Genomic DNA, 20,252 nt, shown 5'->3' with positions numbered 1-20,252 from the left:
GCGGCGCGTCAGCGGGCGGCCAGGGCGGCGGCGAGGGCGCGCAGCAGGCCGACGACCCCGGCCGGGCCGTCGACCACGATGTCGGCCTTGTCGCGCAGCGCGGTCACCTCGGCCGAGCCGCTGCACACCGCCACGCCCGGGACCGGGCCGCGGTGCACCGCGTCGAACGCGGCGAGGTCGCCGAGGTCGTCACCGGCGAACAGCACCGAGCGGGCGCCGCGCTCGGCGAGGAACGCCGACAGCGCCACGCCCTTGTCCATGCCCGGCGGGCGCAGCTCGAGCACCATGCGGCCGGGCTCCACGTGCAGGCCGGTCTCCGCGGCGAGCTTCGCCACCGGGTCGGCGAGCGCCTGCAGCGCCCCCTGCGGGTCGGCGCAGCCGCGGGTGTGCAGGGCGAGCGCCCGGCCCTTGTCCTCGATGCGCGCGCCCGGGAAGCCCGCGGCGAGCCCGGGCAGCGCGGCCCGCACCCGGTCGAGGCCGGGCGGCGGGGGCGGCGCGGTGACCTGGCCGTCCTCCCAGCGCTCCACGCCGTACTGGCCGAGCACCACGAGCCCCGGCACGTCGGCGAGCCCCACCTCGCCACCCGGCGGGCGGCCCAGCTCGATCGCCTGCGCGGCGGGACGGCCGGTGACGATCACCACGCCCGCGACCGTGCGGGCGAGCCCGGCGAGCACCGCCGGGGCGTCGGGGTGGATGTACGCCGCGGCCGGGTCGGCCACGATCGGCGAGAGCGTGCCGTCGAAGTCCGAGGCGATCACCGCGCCCGCGGGGTCGGCGAGCAGCGCCTCGAGCGCCGCCCTGCCGGTCGCGGTGCGCACGCCGAACCGTTCCATGTCCGCGCCCATCTCCCTCACCCCCGGATCCCGGGTCGCTGCGGCCGATCCCCTGTCTAACCGGTTTCCCGGATCATTTCCAGGTGCGGTCGCCGTCGGGGGCGGCGCCGAGGCGGCGGGCGGCGCGCTCCCGCTGCCGGGCGGCGCGCAGCCGGCGCAGGCGTTTGACCAGCATGGGGTCGTAGGCCATCGCCTCGGGCCGGTCGATCAGCTCGGCGAGGATCTGGTAGTAGCGGGTGGCGGAGATGTCGAACGTTTCCTTGATCGCCCGTTCCTTCGCGCCCGCGTAGCGGAACCACTGGCGTTCGAAGGTGAGGATGCGCCGCTCGCGGTCGGAGAGCTCGCGCCCGGCGGGCGTGGGCGGCGTCCGCGGGCCCGGGTCGGCGGCGGCCCTGTCACCGCCGGCCGGTGCGGTGTCCATGCTCTCCTCCTCGGGGTGAGGCGCACGATGGTCACGCCACGGTGGTGATCACACCGTGTGCGGGCGGCCCCAGGCAATGGTAATGGGATCCACGTCCCGGACCCGCCGGCCGACAAACGGTGGCAAAACACCTGACGCGTTCAGCATAGGCGGCGACACGGACGTTTCCGGATTCCGTCGCAGATCGGAAAGCGTGTGCCGGAGGGCGGCCGCCGCCCGGGCGACCGGCCGCCGACAAGCCGCGGACAAAAGCTGTTCACCGCGTGGATCACGCCGTAGTGTCGCGAGCTGTGACCTCTGTTATCACGATGCTCACTGACTACGGGCTGGAAGACGGTTTCGTGGCGGCGTGCCACGGGGTGATCATCAAGATCGCGCCGGAGAGCCGCATCATCGACGTCTGCCACATGATCCCGGCCGGGGACGTCCGGCGCGGCGCGGCGGTGCTCGCCCAGACCGTGCCGTACCTCCCCGAAGGCATCCACGTCGCGGTCGTCGACCCCGCCGTCGGTACGGCACGGCGCGCGGTGGCGGTGCGCGCGGGCGGGCGCGTGTTCGTCGGGCCGGACAACGGGCTGCTGTCGTGGGCCGTGCACGCGGTGGGCGGCGCGGATGCGGCGTACGAGCTCACCAACGAGGAGCTGTTCCTCACCCCGGTCTCCCGGACCTTCCACGGCCGGGACATCTTCGCCCCGGTCGCCGCGCACCTGGCCCGGGGGCGCCCGCTGACCGACGTCGGCCCCGAGCTGCCGGTGGACCGGCTCGTCGTGCTGCCCGAGCCGACCTCGCGGGTGCGGGACGGCGCGGTCGAGGGCGAGGTGCTCTCCGTCGACCACTACGGGAACGTGCAGCTGTCGATCAAGGCCGACGACCTGGCCGCGCTCGGCGTGCGCAACGGCGACACGCTCGCGGTGCAGCTCGGCCGCCGCCAGCTGTCCGTGCCGTACCGGGAGACGTTCGCCGCGGTGCCGCCCGGCGACGTGGTCGCGTTCGCCGACTCGGCCGGGCTGGTCGCGCTCGCGGTGAACTCCGGGGACGCGGCCGAGCGGCTCGGCCTGCCGCCCGGCGCCCACGTACGGCTCTCGCCCGCGGTCCACGCCGGCTAGGCCGCCCCGCCCGCGTGCCGCGCGGGCCGGCCGGAGGCGCGGCCGGCCCGCCGGCCGGGCCGGACCCGCGCCGTCAGGCGGGCTCCACCGACAGCCAGTCGACGTGGTTGCGCAGGTTGATCTGCACGTTCTTCACCCGGTGGGAGTAGGCCGCGTTGAGCCGGTAGAAGTACACCGGGATGTACGGCATGTCCTGGATGAGAATGTCGTCGGCCATCTGGTAGTACTTCAGGCCCTCCTCGGGGGTGCGCGCCGCGTCCCCCTTCTTGATCAGCTCGTCGAACCGCTTGTTCGAGTAGCCGCCGAAGTTCTGGCCGTGGGCGATCGCGGCGGTGGAGAACACCGGGGTGAGGTAGTTCTCCGCCGACGGGTAGTCGATCACCCAGCCCATGCGGAACAGCCCGCCGTACTTGTTCGCGTCGAGCTGGTCGAGGATCGTGCCGAACTTGGGGAAGGCCCTGACCGTGACCTCGACCGAGAGGTTGCGCCGCAGGTCCTCGCCGACCGCCTCCACCCACTCGCGGTGGCCGCCGTCGCTGTTGTAGCCGAGCTCGATCTTCTTCGGCCCGTTCGCCTCGTGGTAGAGCTGCCGGGCCTTGGCCGGGTCGTAGGTGCACGGCTCGCCGCACACGCCCTGCCGGTAGCCCTCGATCGCCGGGTTGATGAAGTCGTCGGCGGGCACCCGGCTGCCGTAGAACACCTCCTCGGCGATCGACTTGCGGTCGATCGCCATCGAGATCGCCTTGCGGACCCGCGGGTCGCTGTAGACCTTGTTGTACTTGAGCGGGGTGCCGATGTAGCCGATCCCGGCGTCCGGCAGGTCGATGAACCGCTCGCCGAGCCGCGCCCGCGCGCTGCCGAGCACCGAGACCGGCAGCTGGTCCATGATGTCGATCCTGCCCTCCAGCAGGTCCTCGTAGGCCTTCTCCAGGCTCTGGTACACCCGGAACTGCAGCCGGCGGAACTTCGGCTTGGGCCCGGGGTGGCCCTCGTGCACCGACAGGTCGATGGTCTCGTCGACGCCCTTGCGGTACGGCCGGTCCATCTTGAACAGGCCCTGGCCGATCGGCTGCCGGCCGTACTCGGGCGTGATCTTGCCGTCCGGGCCGAACGCGGCCTTCGGCAGCGGGTAGAAGGCGGTGTACCCGAGCATCGCCTTGAACTGGGAGAACGGCTCGGCGAGGGTGACCTCGAAGGTGCGGTCGTCGATCACCCGCAGGCCGCGCAGCCGGTCGGTGACCGGCCGCTCGCCGCGGCCCGGGTTGAGCGCGGAGTAGCCCAGGATGCGGGAGAAGAAGTGGTTGCCGGCCTGGGCGTGCTCCTGGTTGGCGACGTAGTTCCAGGCGTCGACGTAGTTCTGCGCCACCACGGGCTCGCCGTTGTGCCAGGTGAACCCGGGCTTCAGGGTGATCCGCCAGACCCGGTTGTCGGACGAGGTGATCGACTCGGCGGCCTTCTCCACCGGCCGTTTGTCCTCGTCGTAGCCGACGAGCGGGGTGAAGAGGGCGGCCAGCACCTCGTCACCCTCGGTCTCCTTGGTGTTGCCGGGGATCAGGAGGTTCTGCGGCTCGCCGATGCGCATGCGCACCGTGAGGTCCGGGGTGGAGCCGGGCGTGGACCCCGCGCCGCCCCCGCCGCAGGAGACCAGCAGCGCGAACATCACCGCGCCGGAGAGGATGCGGGCACCGCTGATCACGCGCATCGCGGGCGGCCCCTCCCGCTCGCCCGGACGGCGCCCCGGCGCCGGTCGTCCACCGCTCCCGTCTCCCCCGGGCGCCCGGGCACGGCCCGCCACGCGCTCGCCGTACGGCCCGCCGGCGTCGGCCGCGGCCCGCTCGGGCGGGGCCGGGGCGGACGGGCGGGGTCGCCGGTGCGCGGCCGGGAGGCGCCCCGGCCGTGCGGGCTCGTACCGGAGGACGGCCGCGGGCAGGCCAGGGGAACGCCCTCCGGTACGGCGAACGAACGTGACATCGATTACACCTCGCTGGTCGACGGGGTCAGGTGCCCCCGCGCCCACCAGCTTGTATCCGGATCATTGCAGTTCGGTCACGTGGACGTCTGCCGGACGTCACACGCATAGGAATATGATCTGCGCTGTTACCCAACTTTTAAATAACCGGTCACCTGACTCCACACGCGACATGAGGCTACGAAAGCGACCATCGGGCTCGTCGACCTGACCCCGGCGAGATCCGCAGCCCGCCCGGAGGTGGGCTACCTTTGTCCCAGTCGTCCAGTGCCCGACGAAGGTGGCCGTCGTATCAGTCTCCCTACAGGAGCGCAACGGATCACCATCGGGGGCGTCCCTACCAGCCATATCCAATAGAGTCCTTGCCATGAGCCAGCCGGAATCCGCGGTCGCGGACGCCCAGGCGGGCGGCCGGGGCGGCGCCACCCCGATGAAGGGGGAGTCGCTGGCCGCATTCGCCGAGCGTCACGGGCTGCGTCGCTCCATCGCGCGACCCGCCCTTCCCGTCTATCTGCGCCAGTTGTGGCAGAGACGGCACTTCATCGTCACCTACGCGACCTCGCGGAACCTGTCGAAGTACTCGAACTCCGTGCTGGGTCAGCTCTGGCAGGTGATCACGCCGCTGCTCAACGCCGCGGTGTACTGGCTGATGTTCGGCCTCATCCTGGGGCAGAAGGACAAGCCGGGCGTCGGCGGCAACTACACGGCGTTCCTGATCACCGGGGTGATGGTGTTCACCTTCACCCAGCGCTCGGTGCTCGGCGGCGCCAAGTCGGTCTCGAGCAACCTGTCGCTGATTCGCGCGCTGCACTTCCCGCGGGCCTCGCTGCCCCTGGCGTACACGCTCCAGGAGCTGCAGCAGCTCGGCTGGTCGATGGCGGTGCTCATCGCGATCGTGCTGGTGACCGGGGAGCCGGTGACGCTGCTGTGGCTGCTCATCCCGGTGGCGCTGCTGCTGCAGACGCTGTTCAACCTCGGCGCCGCGCTGATCGTGGCCCGGGTCGGCGCGTTCGTGCGCGACGTGAACCAGCTGCTGCCGTTCGCGCTGCGCACCTGGCTGTACGCGTCGGGTGTCTTCTACAGCATCCAGGAGCAGACCAAGGGGCTGCCCGAGCTGCTGCGCTGGGTGCTGGAGGTGAACCCCGCCGCCGCGTACATCCAGTTCATGCGTGATCTGCTGATCTTTGAGCAGGCCCCGTCCGCGTTCACCTGGATAACCTGCGTATTCTGGGCGCTGTGCGCGCTTATCGTCGGCTTCCTCTACTTCTGGCTGGCCGAGGAGAAGTACGGCCGTGGCTGAGTTGACCAAGGAGCGCTCCCAGGTGGCTCTGGAAGAGACGAAGGCGACCCACGCGGTCGTCCGTGCCCCCGAGAAGCGGGGCAAGCCCACGGTCGTGGTCGACAACCTGCACATCGTCTACCGCGTGTACGGCGCGGCGAGCGTGCACGAGAAGGGCAACGCGGCGAACGCGCTCATGCGCATCCTGCGCCGCCAGGGCCGGCCGCAGATGAAGGAGGTGCACGCCGTCAAGGGCGTGTCCTTCGTGGCCTACCACGGCGACGCGATCGGCATCATCGGCCGCAACGGATCCGGCAAGTCGACGCTGCTGCGCGCGATCGCCGGGCTGCTGCCGCCGACCAAGGGCGCGGTGTACACCGACGGCCAGCCGTCCCTGCTCGGCGTGAACGCGGCGCTGATGAAGGACCTCACCGGCGAGCGCAACATCGTGCTCGGCTGCTACGCGATGGGCATGACGCCGGCCCAGGTCCGGGAGAAGTACGACGAGATCGTGGAGTTCTCCGGCATCGACGAGTTCGTCAACCTGCCGATGAGCGCGTACTCCTCGGGCATGGGCGCGCGGCTGCGGTTCGCGATCGCCTCGGCGAAGACCCACGACGTGCTGCTCATCGACGAGGCGCTCGCCACCGGTGACCGCGAGTTCAAGCGCAAGAGCCAGGAGCGCATCCGGCAGATGCGCGAGGAGGCGGGCACGGTGTTCCTCGTCGCGCACAACCTCGACGTCATCGAGGAGACCTGCAACCGGGTCATCTGGATGCACAAGGGCAAGATCAAGATGGACGGTGACCCGGACAAGGTCCTTTCGGCCTACACCAAGAACTGATCGCGTGGTACCAGAATGGGGACCGACACAACCACCCGCGGCAACGGAGGTATGTCGTGTCCGCACGGCCACCGATCCCGTATGAGTTCCTGCCCGAGGTCCCCGCGCTGACCGTCGAGAGCGACGACGTCCGCGACGGGGAGCGCAAGCCGGAGGCCCACGTCTTCAACGACTGGGGCATGTCCGGGGAGAACCTCTCCCCGCACCTGCGGTGGTCGGGGGCGCCGGAGGGCACCAAGAGCTTCGCGGTGACCTGCTACGACCCGGACGCCCCCACCGGCAGCGGCTTCTGGCACTGGGTGCTGTTCGACATCCCGGCGAACGTCACCGAGCTGCCCACCGGCGCGGGCTCGGGCGACTTCAAGGGGCTGCCGGAGGGCGCGATCCACGCCCGCAACGACTTCGGCAACAAGCGGTACGACGGCGCCGCCCCGCCGCCGGGCTGGCCGCACCGCTACATCTTCGCCGTGCACGCGCTGAAGGTGGAGAAGCTCGGGCTCGACAGCGACGCCACCCCGGCCGTGGTCGGGTTCAACATCACCGCGAACACCCTCGCCCGCGGCTTCATCGCGCCGATCTACGAGACGACCTGACGCCCGCCGCGACACGCCGGGTTCCGTATGCGGCTGACACCCCCGCCGGCTCTCCACTATGATTCGAACGTAGGTTCGATAAAGGTGGGGATGGCTGATGTGGGTGGGTGCGATACGAGCGCTGTCGACCGCCATCGACCTGCTGGCCGACGAGGACCCGGCGGAGCTGCCCCGAGGCCGGCTCGCCGAGCAGCTGTGCGAGCTGCACTGGCAGATGGCCCGGCTCCAGGCCGAGATCGCCCGCCGTACCCACGTGCGCGCGCCCACCTTCCAGGAGCCGGAGACCTCCCGGTGCCGCGCCCGGCGCACGGCGGCCGCGCCGGCGGGTGATCCCACCGGGTGACCCGGGCGAAGGCACACCACGGGCGGCCGGTGCCCGACCTTCCGGGCACCGGCCGTTCGACGTCTTCTCGGCTGTTCCGCCGCTGGGCGGTCGTGTGCTCAGGCGTATATGCGTATGGCATGCGAACGCGGGCCTGCGGGCGGGCACGCGGGGCGGGAAGGAAGCGTGGGCGCCCCGGTCACGGGCGCGCGCCCCGGTGGACGGCCGTCACCCGCCGCGCCCGGCGGCGTCCGCGGTTCGGCCGGGACCCGGTTCTCCCGTCGGCGGCGAGCTGCGGCAGTGGTGGCACGGGCCGGATGACGGGCGGCGGCCGGTGCGGTGCGGTCTTGTGTGCGGTGCCGGTGCGCCGACGGATCTCGGGGGCCGGGTCTGTCGTTCGCGGGTGGGTTCGGTTTCGGTTGTGCAGAGGGTTCGTCTGTAGGGGGATTTCGCCTGGTCAGGCGGACAGGCGGGCCCCGCTCAGCGCGGGGAAGGCGCCGTTGGACGCGGTGCCGTTCGACGTGCCGTTCGAGGTGGCGGGCGCCGTCTCGAAGGGGAAGCGGTCGGCGAACGCGGGCCGCAGGTCGGTGAGCCAGACCGCGTCCGGGTCGTACTGCGCGAAGAACGGCCGGCCGACGAGCTCGGGGTTGCGCGCCTGGATGAAGTGGAGCACGAACACCCGCTGCCCGGCGACCTCGGTCACGCCGTCCACGCACACCTTGCCGGGGGTGGCCGACATGGACGGGCCGCGCACGGTACGGCACAGCCCGGACACCTGCGCGTACGCGTCGCGGAAGATCTCCCACGCGCGCCCGAGCGGGACCGCGAAGTAGTCCTGCGGACCGGTGTCGCGCTCGACGAACATGTAGTACGGGATCATGCCCATCTGCTGCTGCAGCCGCCACATGCGGGCCCAGACGCCGGGGTCGTCGTTGATCGACCGGATGAGCGGGGCCTGGGTGCGGATCACCGCGCCCGTGCCGAGCACGCGGCGCACCGCGGCGCGCAGCTTCTCCGGCTCCATCTCCCGCGGGTGGGAGAAGTGCGCCATGAACGCGAGCGTCTTGCCGGACTCCACGACCTTCTCGAACAGCCGCAGCGTGTCGTCGGCGTCCGGGTCGGTGAGGAACCGGGCCGGCCAGTAGGCGAGCGACTTGGTGCCGATGCGGATCGACTCGATCTGCTCGAGCTCGAGCAGCGGCTCGATGTAGCGGCGCAGCACCGGCTCACCCATGATCATCGGGTCGCCGCCGGTGAGCAGCACGCTGGTGACCTGCGGGTGCTCCTTGAGGTAGGCGACGAGCCGGGCGACGTCGTCGGAGGCCATCTTCAGGTCCGGCTCGCCGACGAACTGGGCCCAGCGGAAGCAGTACGTGCAGTACGCGTGACAGGTCTGCCCCTGTTTCGGGAAGAAGAGAACGGTTTCCGGGTACTTGTGCTGCAGCCCGTGGATCGGCTCGTCGCCCACCCGCGGCACGTTGAGCTCGAGCTGGCCGGCCGGGTGCGGGTTGAGCCGCATGCGTACCTCGTGGGCGGCCGCCCTGACCTCGGCGGCGGGGGCCTCCTTGCGCAGCAGGTCCGCGATGCGGGACACGTCCGCCTCGGGAAGCATGTCCTCCTGCGGGAAGACGAGCCGGTAGATCGGGTCGTCCGGCGCGGCCGACCAGTCGATCAGCTCGTCGACGACGTACGCGTTCGTGCGGAACGGCAGCACCGTGGCCACGGCCCGGACGCGCAGCCGCTGCTCGGCATCGAAGCCCGCGCGCACCAGAAGCTCGTCCAGGTGCTTGGCGGTGTACGCCCGGTAACCGCGGATGCCTTCCTTCAAGGTCACCTGAAGATCCCTTTCTTTTCGCGATCTATGTAAACCAATCGGTGCCGTCACGCGTCTATGTCATTCATATACCCCGACGTAACCATAGGACCTGGAGTTCCCGGTGGCGATGGGTGACGGCAAGGCTTTACCGTCGCTCACCTAGACTTGTCGGGCTATCGCGACATATCGCGTTTTGCCGTAACGTGGAACCGTGACCGCTCAACCCGCCTATTTCGAGCCGCGGCGACCTGCGGATCCGGCGAGACAACGCGCGTCCGACGCGGACCGCGACCGGGTCGCCGCCATCCTCGGCGAGGCGCTCGCGACCGGCCGGCTGACCAGCATCGAGCACGCCGACCGGCTGGAGGCCGCCTACTCCGCCGTCACGCTCGGTGACCTGCTCCCGCTCGTCGAGGACCTGCCCGACGTCGAGGCCGCGGCGCCCGGTACGGGCACGGAGCGTCAGCAGGTGGCGGCCGTGTTCAGCAAGATCGTGCGCAGGGGACGCTGGGTGGTGGGCCGCCGTACCCGGCTGCGTTCGCTGTTCGGCGCGCTGATCGTCGACCTGACCGACGCGGTGCTACCGGGTCGCGAGATCACCCTCGACCTCGACGCCACCTTCGGCAAGCTGATCGTGCGCATCCCGCGGAACGCCCGCGTGATCGACGAAGGCGGCGCGCTGTTCTCGAAACGGCACGTGTCCGACGACGGCCCATGGGGGTACGACGCGGGCGGCACGGCGAACGGCCCCGCGGCCGACGGCGTGGCCGACCCGGGCGCCCCGCTGATCCGCATCACCGGCAACGCCAGGTTCGGCAAGATCGTGGTCGCGAAGGGCGAGGGCTTCCCCTACTGGTGACCGGTCGAGTGGCGCCGCCCGCAGCGGCGGCGCCTCGGGGGATGGCGGCGGTTCCACCGCGGCGTGACGACGCGGGCCACGCCGGGCGCGTCCCCGGCCCGCCGTACGCGCGACCGCCTGGTTGCCACATCCGGCGGCACGCGCGACGATACGGCGCGGTCTCCGAACGTCCAACACCTGCCGCACATCACCCCCCTTTTCCGTCGTTCGAACCTGTCCTCTGCTTTCTGTATAGCACCCACTACAACGCTCGCCCCGGTCTGAGCGCAACCGCCCAGCAAGCGCCCGGCGTCCCCTACGCCCGCATTCACCGCGCGAGGCCCGACACTCCCACGGGCCTCACCAAGAGGCACGCCCGTGGCCGACGCCGCTTACCATGCGTGAGCGGGCGGCGGAGGGCGTCGATCCGGACGCCCCAAACCCGCGAAAGGAGCATGCCGTGGCCACCGAGGTGACCGATTGCCTGACACCCCGCCCGTAGCGCTCGACGCGATGGGCGGGGATCACGCCCCACACGAGCTGGTCGCGGGAGCCGTGCGCGCCACCCGGGAACTCGGCGTTCGCGTCGTGCTCGTCGGCCAGCCCCGGCCCATCTACGAGGCGCTCGCGGCCCATGGCGCCACCGACGAGATCCCCATCGTGCGCGCCGAGCAGACGGTGGGCATGGACGAGGGCGCGCTCGCCACGCTGCGCCGCCCCCGGTCCAGCGTGGCGGTCGCCTGCCACCTGGTACGGCGCGGCGACGCGGCGGCCGTGGTCTCGGCGGGCTCCACCGCGGCCGTGGTGGCCACCGGGCGGCTGCGGCTGCGCGGCCAGCCGGGGGTGCTGCGGCCCGCGATCGCGGTCACCCTGCCCACGCTGCCGGAGCCGACGGTGCTGCTCGACGCGGGCGCCACCGCCGACGTCAAGCCCGAGATGCTCGTGCAGTTCGCCCAGCTCGGCGCGGCGTACGCGGAGACCGCGCTCGGCATGCCGCACCCCCGGGTCGGGTTGCTCACCATCGGCAGCGAGACCGAGAAGGGGAACAAGGTGACGCGCCGCGCGCACGAGCTGCTCGCCACCACCCCCGGCCTCGACTTCGCCGGGAACGTCGAGGGCCACGACCTGCTCACCGGCAAGGTGAACGTGATCGTCACCGACGGGTTCACCGGGAACGTGGCGCTGAAGACGATGGAGGGCAGCGTGCGCTACACGCTCACCGAGCTGCGCGAGGCGATCGCCGCGAGCCGCCCGGCCCGGCTCGGCGCGGTGCTGCAGCGCGGGGCGCTGCGCCGCCTGGCGCGCCGGCTCGACCCGGAGCAGTACGGCGGCGCCGTACTGCTCGGCCTCAACGGCACCGTGGTGATCGCGCACGGCGCGTCGAAGGCCCCCGCCATCGCCTCGGCCTGCGCGCTCGCCGCCTCGCTCGCGGCGCGGGGCGTGGTGGCCCGCATCGGGGAGCGGCTCGCCGCCTCCCGCCCGCACCACCGGCTCTGGTGACGTACCGGGCGACGTTTCCGCGGCTCGGCGTGCGGTTGTCCACAGGCTCTCCCGCTTCGGTGCGGCCGGACCCGGCCGGGGCCGATAATGGGGATACGGCCTCGATTCATCGATAGGCTGGAAGAACGTGATCGAGCCAGGGGGCATGCGGCGATCACGGCACGTCGCGCCTCCACGGCCGCCAAGGAGAGTTCATGGTCGACCCGCAAGTCGTGCTCACCGAACGCGTCCAGCGTGCGCTCGGCGCCGCGTTCGGCCCGGAGTACGCCGACGCCGATCCGCTGATCCGGCCGTCGCAGTTCGCCGACTACCAGGCGAACGTCGCGCTGAGCCTGGCGAAGCGGCTGCGACGGGCGCCCAGGGACGTCGCCCAGGCCCTCGTGGACGCGCTCGACGTCGCGGACGTGTGCGCCGGCGTCGAGGTGAGCGGTCCCGGCTTCGTCAACCTCACCCTCGCCGACACGTGGATCGCGGGTCAGGCCGAGGCGATGCGCGACGACGAGGCGCTCGGCGTCGCGCGCCGGGCGCCGCAGACCGTGGTGATCGACTACTCCGCGCCGAACGCGGCCAAGGAGATGCACGTCGGCCACCTGCGCACCACGATCGTCGGCGACGCGCTCGCCCGGGTCCACGAGCACGTGGGCGACCACGTGATCCGGCAGAACCACCTCGGTGACTGGGGCACGCCGTTCGGCATGCTCATGGAGCACCTGCTCGACGTCGGCGAGGAGGAGGCGCTGCGCCGCCTCGCCTCCGGCGACGGCAACGCCTTCTACCAGGAGGCCCGGCACAAGTTCGACACCGACCCGGCCTTCGAGGAGCGGGCGCGCCGCCGGGTGCCGCTGCTGCAGGGCGGCGACCCGGAGAGCATGCGGCTGTGGCACGAGTTCATCGAGCACAGCAAGCGTTACTTCAACCAGATCTACCGCGAGCTCGGCGTCACGCTCACCGACGAGCACATCGCCGGCGAGAGCATGTACAACCCCATGCTCGCCGACGTCTGCGACGAGTTGGAGCGTGCCGGGATCGCGCGGATCAGCGACGGGGCGCTGTGCGTCTTCCCGCCGGGCTTCACCGGCCGGGACGACCAGCCGCTTCCGCTCATCATCCGCAAGAGCGACGGCGGGTACGGCTACGCCACCACCGACCTGGCGGCGATCCGGTACCGGGTGCGCGAGCTCAAGGCCGACCGCATCCTCTACGTGGTCGGCGCCACCCAGGCGCTGCACTTCCAGATGGTGTTCGCCACCGCGCGCATGGCCGGATGGCTCACCGACGACGTGCGCGCCGAGCACGTGCAGATCGGCAACGTGCTCGGCGAGGACGGCAAGATCTTCCGTACCCGGTCGGGTAAGTCGATCAAGCTGTCCGAGCTGCTCGAGGAGGCGGTCGAGCGGGCCGAGGCGGTGATCGCCGACCGCGGGTACGACCCGGAGACCCGCAAGGAGATCGCGCGGAAGGTCGGCATCGGCGCGGTCAAGTACGCCGACCTGTCGGTGAGCCACGACAGCGAGTACGTCTTCGACTTCGACCGCATGCTCGCGCTCACCGGCAACACCGGCCCGTACCTGCAGTACGCCACCGCCCGCATCCGCTCGATCTTCCGCAAGGGCGGGATCGACCCGGAGCAGGCCACCGGTGCGATCCGGCTCGGCGAGCCGGCCGAGCGCGCGCTCGCGCTCACCCTGCTCGGATACCCCTCGGTCGTGGAGAAGGTCGCCGAGGCGTCCGAGCCGCACCGGCTCTGCACCTTCCTGTTCGAGCTCGCCCAGGCGTTCACCGGCTTCTACGAGAGCTGCCCGGTCCTCACCGCCGAGGACCCCGCGGTGCGCGAGTCGCGGCTCGCGCTCTCCGCGCTCACCCTGCGGGTGCTGCTGCAGGGGCTGGACCTGCTCGGTATCGAGGTGCCGGAGCGCATGTGATGGATGTTTGGGAGGTCCGTGACAAAGGGAACGGGGCCCGAACGGCGTGGCTTACGAGAATTTCCGCTGACAAAGGCTTAGGCTTAGCGCGGTCATTGGGAGCGTCCGCCGATCCCGGTCCACGCGGGCCTTCCGTCACTCCTCGGGGAGCTTCAGCGTGAGCATGGACCTGACCGCCGGCCCCGACCTATCAGGGCTCATCGACGCCACGGAGCTTCACCGCTACGCGGAGGAGCTCCTCGTCCACCTGGTCGCCGATGGCACCGCCCCGAAACCGGCGCCCGGTGTCACGGACGTGCCGGGCTACTGGCTCGCGCCCGCCATCGACGCCCTGATCCAGATCATCGACGGTGAGGACGCGCTCGACGCGCTCACCCGCGCCGCCCGGCACGACGAGGGGAAGACGGCGCTGTTCCTGTGCCTCGCCCTCGCCCTCGCCGGACAGGGCGACCGGGTCCACGCATCCTGGCTCGCCACCGCGTTCGGCGACCTGGCCGCGGACCGCCCGGTGCTGCCGGGCCAGCGCGCGGTGTGGGTGGCGGCCGCCCGGGGCGCGTACGGCCCGGCCGGGAAGATCTTCGTGCTGCGCCGGCTCGACGCGGTGGCGAACCCGCACGAGTGTGAGCCGGAACGCTGGCTCAAGGCGCTGCTGCCCGGCGAGCCGAAGGTCGTGATCCCGCCGTCGCTGCTCGACTTCCCCGAGCTGGCGGAGCTTCCGGCGCTCCAGCGGCCCGCGTACGCCGCGGACCGGCTCGCCCGGCTGCGTGCCCGGTGCACCGAGATCACCTCGCCGCGCAAGCCCGCCGACCCGCCGGCCCACCCGCCGACCGGCTGGCGGGGTTCGGGCATGTGGCCGGAGACCGAGCCGCTCGAGGTGCTGCGCTCCCTCATCAACCCGAGCGCGCACACCGGCCCGCTGAGCTCGCTCAACGACCACCTGCTCGAGGACCTGCAGCCGAATTCCGACCCGCGGCTCGCCGCGCTCGCCCTGCACGTCGCCGCGCCGGTGATCCGGCAGGCCGCCGAGGAGCTGGCCGCCGCGACCCGCGCGATGCCTCCGGCCGAGGTCACCGTGCCCATCATGGGCCACCCGATCACGCTGCGCCCGGATGGCCCCGACCCGGATTCGATCATGGAGGCCGAGAGTCGCATCCGCGCCCGCGCGGTGCCGCCCGAGCCGTACCCGACGTGGCTGCCCCAGGCGCTGATCGGCGTCGCCGTGGTCCTGCTGGGCCTGTCGTTCGCGCTCACGCTGTGGCTCGCCCTCCTTGCCGTGCTCGCCGGCGGCGGGGCGGGCCTGTTGCTGTTGCGTCGCCGCCGACGCGAGGAGGCCGAGGCCGCCCTGGTCGGCAAGCAGCTCAGCGAGCTGCGCGAACTCGCCGACCGGGCCGTGTTCGCCCTGCACGAGTACGCCCGGGAGTCCACCAGGCGCGCCGAGGCCGCCGAACGCGACCTCGCCGAGCTCTGCCGCCTGCTGCGCCGCGGCCCCCGCGCCGCCTGACGCCCCGCCGTACCGGTCCGGCCGGAGACGAGCGCCACGGCCGGCTCGGCATGTCTTCGGCCGCCCACGTGCTGCCGGGTCGCGATGCCGCCCGGCGGCGTACGGCACAGGGCAGGACGGCCGGTGCGGCGTTGTTCGAGACGCGGTGGAACGGTCCTTCGGCGGCCGGTGGCGTCGTCTCGATCGGCTGCAGCGGGACGCATGTCTCCGGCCGCGCTCCAGGAGCCGAACGCCCCGGCCGTCCTCGGCGCTACGGGTTGCCTGCCGCACCGTCCCGGGCCTGCGCGCCGCGCGTGCACGACGGCGAGGTCGGCCCTGCGACGTGATCACGACAGGACGGCGGCCTCGTGACCGCCCTGCCACCTCAGGATTCGCTGTGGAGCACCGCGAGCGGGCGCGAAACGAGTGCCCGCCCGGACCGCGCTTCTACCGGCACGGTCGACACCACCGATGGGCGGGACAACCGCCAGGAGGCCGCGCAGAGGAGATGTCGGGCCTCCGCCGGCGCGCGGCCAAGCCCGGCGACGAGGCCATGGGGCGAAGCCAAGGCGCACGAGCCCCGTGACGGGACATCCGGTCCGGCGTGCGGCGTTGTGACGCGCTACGGGCGCCGAGGCGGGGAACACCGCAGCGCCGGACGGGCGGTTCCCGGCCGACGGGTGCTACGACGGCCGAGACGCCACGTGAAGGGGGACATCCCCGGACCGGGAGAAAACCCGCCCAGAAACGCGTCCGTGGGCGCGGGACGGCGTCCTGGACACCCGGCCGGGAGCGGCGGTGCGCCGTTCGGGGAAACGGCGCGCTGTGAGGGATGGGGGACGACGACGGAGCGCCTGCGGAATGGCCCTACCTTGCCGACGACCAGAAGGTTGTCCGTGAAGGGGGCTTTTCCATGGACAACCGCGACGGCGGGTACGGCGAATACCGCATCCGCTCCCCGATCGCCACGGCATGCACCATTCCGCGGCGAGCCGGGAACATTCCCGCCGCGCAATCGTCATGCCGAGCGATCCGAGCATGGCGCAGTGTTTCCGCGTCAGATGACGGAGACCTCGATCTCCGCCGGGGCCAGCAGGAAGATCTTGTCCGCAATGCGCTCGATACGGCCATCGCAGCCGTATGCGAGTCCTGCCGCGAAGTCCACCATGCGCGTGGCCTCGGCGGTGGCCATGCCCGCCACGTCCATGACCACGGCACAGCCCTCGCGGAAATGCTGACCCACCGTGAGCGCGTCGTCATACTTCCGCGGCCGGACCATCACAATGCGCGCAGGCTCGCTCTCGTCCTGCGCCTGCTGCCACCGCCGGGCCGCCCGTTCCGAAGCGGGCATCCAGTCGTCCTCGTACTCGACGTCGTCGTATTCATCGTCACTGTACGGTTCGACCACGCCGAGGCCAAGGTAGTTGGCCACCTTACGTACTGCCCCCATTGACTCGTCCTTTCCACGAGAACCGGCCGCATTCACCTTGTCCCACCAATAAGGACGTTAACCGACGATTCGGCTCCGGCCACGCGACACGCCAGAGCAGAAAACGAGAGCCTTGTTATCGTCCCGAAATCGCGCCCTGGACCCGGTCAAACGACACCCAAGCACTTCCCTGCGATTGTTCTTATCGACCGCCTCCTCACCTAGGTTCCGCCATCCCGCCCTCAGTTGCAAGCGATATATGTTCGCGTACCTCAAACCTCGTCACATGCAAGGCAAATATCCGTTCAACGTCGTTATTCCGCTATACCCGAGAAACCCTCGGGCATTCGGCGCGCCGCCGGTGGCCGGCGACCGGCCGCCGGGCGGTCCCCGGCACGGCCGCGAGCGCCGTCGGCAACGGTAGCGACCGAATACGACATTTCGGCCGTCCGGCGTTCATCCGCCACTCCTCCACCAGCAGTCCCAGCTGTCTCGTCTGCTTGGACGTTCCGCGACCGGGCAAAGGTTCGAAGATGTCTCGAGACAGTGACACAAATGCCGAGAAGCGAGGCCGACCACGCGCCGATCGGCACCTCCCGCAGGCCGTCACCAGGACCTCGGTCATAGGCCCGACTCCCTCCCGCCCGCGTTCTCCCGATCGACGACGATCACAACAGAAGAACGATCCAATGCTCCTTCAGGTTCTCGCGCTTCGCCAGGCCACGCGGGACACCGGCAGGGAATACCGGCCCTCGCAGCCGAGAGCCACCTTCCGCCGCGGCGAGCCCTAGCCGGGTTTCTCTAAGCGGCGGAGGACCGGACCCCTACCCGTTGCGGGCTTGGTCGAGCCGACCAAGCCCGGAGAGGAAGAGTGGGCGACCTACCTGGAACGTGCCACCCCAGCAGCGTTGTGGCGTTGGTAGCGCGCTGGTGCCGGCGCCCGTTGGCGTACGGGGACACGCCCGCGTGGTTCCGCTGAAGCTCTTTCCCCCGAACACGTCCCCCCGCGTGAACTGATCGTCGGCCTCAGCACCACGCATCCGTTTGCTGTCGTACAACGCCTCCCGGGCAGTCGCCCACAAACGGGGCATCCGTTCTGTTCCTCCCCACGCTACCAATGTCGATCACGAACCCAACAAACGGCCTAGGGGTAATCCACCGATCCCCACCGCCAGCGCACACGTCGGCCCTCAGCCCTCGACGGGCCGGGCGTTCCCATCACCGCAGATATCGGTACAGGACGGCACTGCCGGCATTACGATCGAGGACATCCAAGGGCGCCGTTCCGGATGCCCGCACATGCTCGTCCACGGCAACACCGGCCACGCGATCGCTTCGACATCGACAGTTGATGACCCGGCATCCCTACCGACGGCATCGCGTCCAACCCCGCCCGGCTCATCCCCGACTCGGCGAAGCGCATCGGCGTCGACCACAGCGACCCGCCCAAGCCGTCACCCACAGCTTGGAGTGCACCTCTACATGAGCACGGGCACCTGCTGGCGGACCTAGACAACCGACTTCCCCACATGCCGGGCATACGGCCGACGCCCCCGCAGAGCCCGAAAGCGTGGCCGAGTCTGACAGAGTGGCCGATCTGACCTTTTTCACCCGTCTGCAACGCCGATGCAGCCGCCCCACTGAACGGACCGGCACATCGACCCGCACGCCAACGCCTCATGGCTCGAAGCATCCCTTTGGGGAGTTCCCGAAGCAGGACGAGAACGGGCCCTGGGGCGTGTCGGAATGTGCCTCCTGCGTCTTCAGATCCTCCACTTCGACCTGCGGGGTTGTGGCACCATGCGCATCTTGAGCCGGCCGAGCTCGCGATCCAACGCCTAGCGGGGTTCTTTCAGACCGAGGACCTCCTCCTGCATTGCGGCCCGGCAGGAGCGCCACCTGGTGCGCCGATGCCCTGGTCAACGTTCAGTCCCGGCAGGGGCCGGTGAGAGCTTGGTCAGGACCGATCGGCCCACCATCCATGGGCGCACGCACTCCTGCAGGCCGGTAGTCCGCCTCGCGACCACACCGACCTGGCTCATCAAATAAAAAAGGCTCTGGGAACCCCCAGAGCCACAACCAAAAACACCCCACAAAATGCGAACGCCCCCAGTCACAAAGACTGAGGGCGTCCACATAAAGTCGTCCGGCAGCGACCTACTCTCCCACACCCCCCAAGGTGCAGTACCATCGGCGCAGGAAGGCTTAACTACCGGGTTCGGAATGTAACCGGGTGTTTCCCTTCCGCCATAACCACCGAAACGACACCCAAAGAACAACAACGGCAAAGCCGCCTGTTGCTCGAGAACCACACAGCGAACACAAGCCTCTAGTGCGAACCACACACCACACCGAGCACGCGATGCCGCATGCTCCGTATGCGGTCAAGTCCTCGGTCTATTAGTACCGGTCAGCTCCACCCCTCACAGAGCTTCCACCACCGGCCTATCAACCCACTCATCTCGTGGGGACCTTACCCCCCAAAGGGGAGGGAGACCTCATCTCGGGGACGGCTTCCCGCTTAGATGCCTTCAGCGGTTATCCACACCGAACGTAGCCAACCAGCCATGCACCTGGCGGCACAACTGGCACACCAGAGGTTCGTCCATCCCGGTCCTCTCGTACTAGGGACAGCCCCCCACAAGTCTCCTACGCGCGCAGCGGATAGGGACCGAACTGTCTCGCGACGTTCTAAACCCAGCTCGCGTACCGCTTTAATGGGCGAACAGCCCAACCCTTGGGACCGACTCCAGCCCCAGGATGCGACGAGCCGACATCGAGGTGCCAAACCATCCCGTCGATATGGACTCTTGGGGAAGATCAGCCTGTTATCCCCGGGGTACCTTTTAGCCGTTGAGCGACACCCCAACCACACGGAAGTGCCGGATCACTAGTCCCAGCTTTCGCTCCTGCTCGACCCGTCGGTCTCACAGTCAAGCCCCCTTGTGCACTTACACTCACCACCTGATTGCCAACCAGGCTGAGGGGACCTTTGGGCGCCTCCGTTACCCTTTAGGAGGCAACCGCCCCAGTTAAACTACCCGCCAGACACTGTCCCCCACCCCGATCCAGGGGCGCGGGTTAGACGCCCAAAACAGCCAGAGTGGTATTTCACCAACGACTCCACCCCAACTAGCGTCGAGGCTTCACAGTCTCCCACCTATCCTACACAAGCCATTCCAGACGCCAATATCAAGCTGCAGTGAAGGTCCCGGGGTCTTTCCGTCCTGCTGCGCGAAACGAGCATCTTTACTCGTACTGCAATTTCACCGGGCCTGTGGTTGAGACAGCGGGGAAGTCGTTACGCCATTCGTGCAGGTCGGAACTTACCCGACAAGGAATTTCGCTACCTTAGGATGGTTATAGTTACCACCGCCGTTTACCGGCGCTTAAGTTCTCGCCTTCGCCCACCGAAGCAGGCTAAGCGGTCCCCTTAACGTTCCGGCACCGGGCAGGCGTCAGTCCGTATACATCGTCTTACGACTTCGCACGGACCTGTGTTTTTAGTAAACAGTCGCTTCCCCCTGGCCACTGCGACCCCCACCAGCTCCCAGCGCACAGCCGTTCACCAGCAGGGGCCCCCCTTCTCCCGAAGTTACGGGGGCAATTTGCCGAGTTCCTTAACCACAGTTCACCCGAACGCCTCGGTATTCTCTACCTGACCACCTGAGTCGGTTTAGGGTACGGGCCGCCGCGGCACTCGCTAGAGGCTTTTCTCGGCAGCATGGGATCACCCACTTCGCCACAATCGGCTCGGCATCACACCTCACCCTCAATGCACCGCGGATTTGCCTACGGTGCGGGCTACATGCTTACCCCAGGACAACCACCGCCTGGGATGGGCTACCCTCCTGCGTCACCCCATCGCTTGCCTACTACCGGATCAGGCCAGGCGTTCAA

General features: G+C 69.9%; 14 protein-coding genes and 2 rRNA genes. 9 read left to right on the top strand and 7 right to left on the bottom strand.

Annotated features, from left to right (window positions below; genetic code table 11):
- Positions 1-8: 8 nt before the first annotated feature.
- Both otsB and FHX40_RS24750 read right to left on the bottom strand, forming a co-directional pair.
- Entirely contained in the window at positions 9-845 is an 837-nt protein-coding gene (otsB, locus tag FHX40_RS24755) for a trehalose-phosphatase (protein ID WP_229788773.1), read from the bottom strand.
- A gap of 61 nt (positions 846-906) precedes the next feature.
- Complete coding sequence (locus FHX40_RS24750; RefSeq protein ID WP_142262396.1) at positions 907-1,254, bottom strand: DUF3263 domain-containing protein; 348 nt, start codon at positions 1,252-1,254, stop codon at positions 907-909.
- A 308-nt stretch (positions 1,255-1,562) separates the two neighbouring features.
- Here FHX40_RS24750 and FHX40_RS24745 point away from each other — a divergent pair, with 308 nt between their 5' ends.
- Positions 1,563-2,360: an SAM hydrolase/SAM-dependent halogenase family protein gene (locus tag FHX40_RS24745; protein WP_142262395.1), complete on the top strand. Its 798-nt coding sequence runs from the start codon at positions 1,563-1,565 to the stop codon at positions 2,358-2,360.
- Positions 2,361-2,433: 73 nt separating this feature from the next.
- Here FHX40_RS24745 and FHX40_RS24740 read toward each other — a convergent pair whose 3' ends face one another.
- Complete coding sequence (locus FHX40_RS24740; protein ID WP_142262394.1) at positions 2,434-4,062, bottom strand: peptide ABC transporter substrate-binding protein; 1,629 nt, start codon at positions 4,060-4,062, stop codon at positions 2,434-2,436.
- Between the two features lie 634 nt (positions 4,063-4,696).
- On the opposite strand from FHX40_RS24740, the gene FHX40_RS24735 reads away from it, so the two are divergent.
- From FHX40_RS24735 to FHX40_RS24720, 4 genes are all read left to right on the top strand, one after another.
- Positions 4,697-5,629, top strand: coding sequence for an ABC transporter permease (locus FHX40_RS24735; RefSeq protein WP_142262393.1), 933 nt, complete (start codon positions 4,697-4,699; stop codon positions 5,627-5,629).
- Positions 5,630-5,657: 28 nt separating this feature from the next.
- The gene (locus FHX40_RS24730) at positions 5,658-6,452 is read left to right on the top strand and encodes an ABC transporter ATP-binding protein (protein ID WP_373286897.1); all 795 of its coding nucleotides are present in this window, start codon (positions 5,658-5,660) and stop codon (positions 6,450-6,452) included.
- A 56-nt stretch (positions 6,453-6,508) separates the two neighbouring features.
- Positions 6,509-7,045: a YbhB/YbcL family Raf kinase inhibitor-like protein gene (locus tag FHX40_RS24725; protein WP_142262391.1), complete on the top strand. Its 537-nt coding sequence runs from the start codon at positions 6,509-6,511 to the stop codon at positions 7,043-7,045.
- A 103-nt stretch (positions 7,046-7,148) separates the two neighbouring features.
- Entirely contained in the window at positions 7,149-7,388 is a 240-nt protein-coding gene (locus FHX40_RS24720; RefSeq protein ID WP_142262390.1) for a hypothetical protein, read from the top strand.
- Positions 7,389-7,824: 436 nt separating this feature from the next.
- Here the strand turns inward: FHX40_RS24720 and FHX40_RS24715 are convergent, their stop codons facing one another.
- Entirely contained in the window at positions 7,825-9,201 is a 1,377-nt protein-coding gene (locus FHX40_RS24715) for a KamA family radical SAM protein (RefSeq protein ID WP_229788770.1), read from the bottom strand.
- Positions 9,202-9,394: 193 nt separating this feature from the next.
- Here FHX40_RS24715 and FHX40_RS24710 point away from each other — a divergent pair, with 193 nt between their 5' ends.
- From FHX40_RS24710 to FHX40_RS24695, 4 genes are all read left to right on the top strand, one after another.
- On the top strand, positions 9,395-10,042 hold the full coding sequence (locus FHX40_RS24710; protein ID WP_142262389.1) for a DUF1707 SHOCT-like domain-containing protein: 648 nt from the start codon (positions 9,395-9,397) through the stop codon (positions 10,040-10,042).
- 459 nt (positions 10,043-10,501) lie between these two features.
- On the top strand, positions 10,502-11,521 hold the full coding sequence (gene plsX, locus FHX40_RS24705) for a phosphate acyltransferase PlsX (RefSeq protein ID WP_142262388.1): 1,020 nt from the start codon (positions 10,502-10,504) through the stop codon (positions 11,519-11,521).
- A 194-nt stretch (positions 11,522-11,715) separates the two neighbouring features.
- A complete protein-coding gene (gene argS / locus FHX40_RS24700; protein ID WP_142262387.1) occupies positions 11,716-13,443 on the top strand; it encodes an arginine--tRNA ligase in 1,728 nt (575 codons plus the stop codon).
- Between the two features lie 163 nt (positions 13,444-13,606).
- Positions 13,607-14,944: a hypothetical protein gene (locus tag FHX40_RS24695; RefSeq protein WP_142262410.1), complete on the top strand. Its 1,338-nt coding sequence runs from the start codon at positions 13,607-13,609 to the stop codon at positions 14,942-14,944.
- A 1,036-nt stretch (positions 14,945-15,980) separates the two neighbouring features.
- On the opposite strand, the gene FHX40_RS24690 is transcribed toward FHX40_RS24695, so the two are convergent.
- From FHX40_RS24690 to FHX40_RS25605, 3 genes are all read right to left on the bottom strand, one after another.
- A complete protein-coding gene (locus FHX40_RS24690) occupies positions 15,981-16,355 on the bottom strand; it encodes a cell division protein SepF (RefSeq protein WP_229788769.1) in 375 nt (124 codons plus the stop codon).
- Positions 16,356-18,496: 2,141 nt separating this feature from the next.
- Positions 18,497-18,613: ribosomal RNA gene (gene rrf / locus FHX40_RS24685) — 5S ribosomal RNA — on the bottom strand.
- 119 nt (positions 18,614-18,732) lie between these two features.
- Positions 18,733-20,252, bottom strand: a 23S ribosomal RNA gene (locus tag FHX40_RS25605); the annotation flags it as partial.

The organism is Thermopolyspora flexuosa, from assembly GCF_006716785.1.
Classification (GTDB): Bacteria; Actinomycetota; Actinomycetes; order Streptosporangiales; family Streptosporangiaceae; genus Thermopolyspora; species Thermopolyspora flexuosa.
The sequence above is the reverse complement of the archived record's forward strand: the minus strand, read 5'-3'. Positions and strand labels throughout refer to the sequence as shown.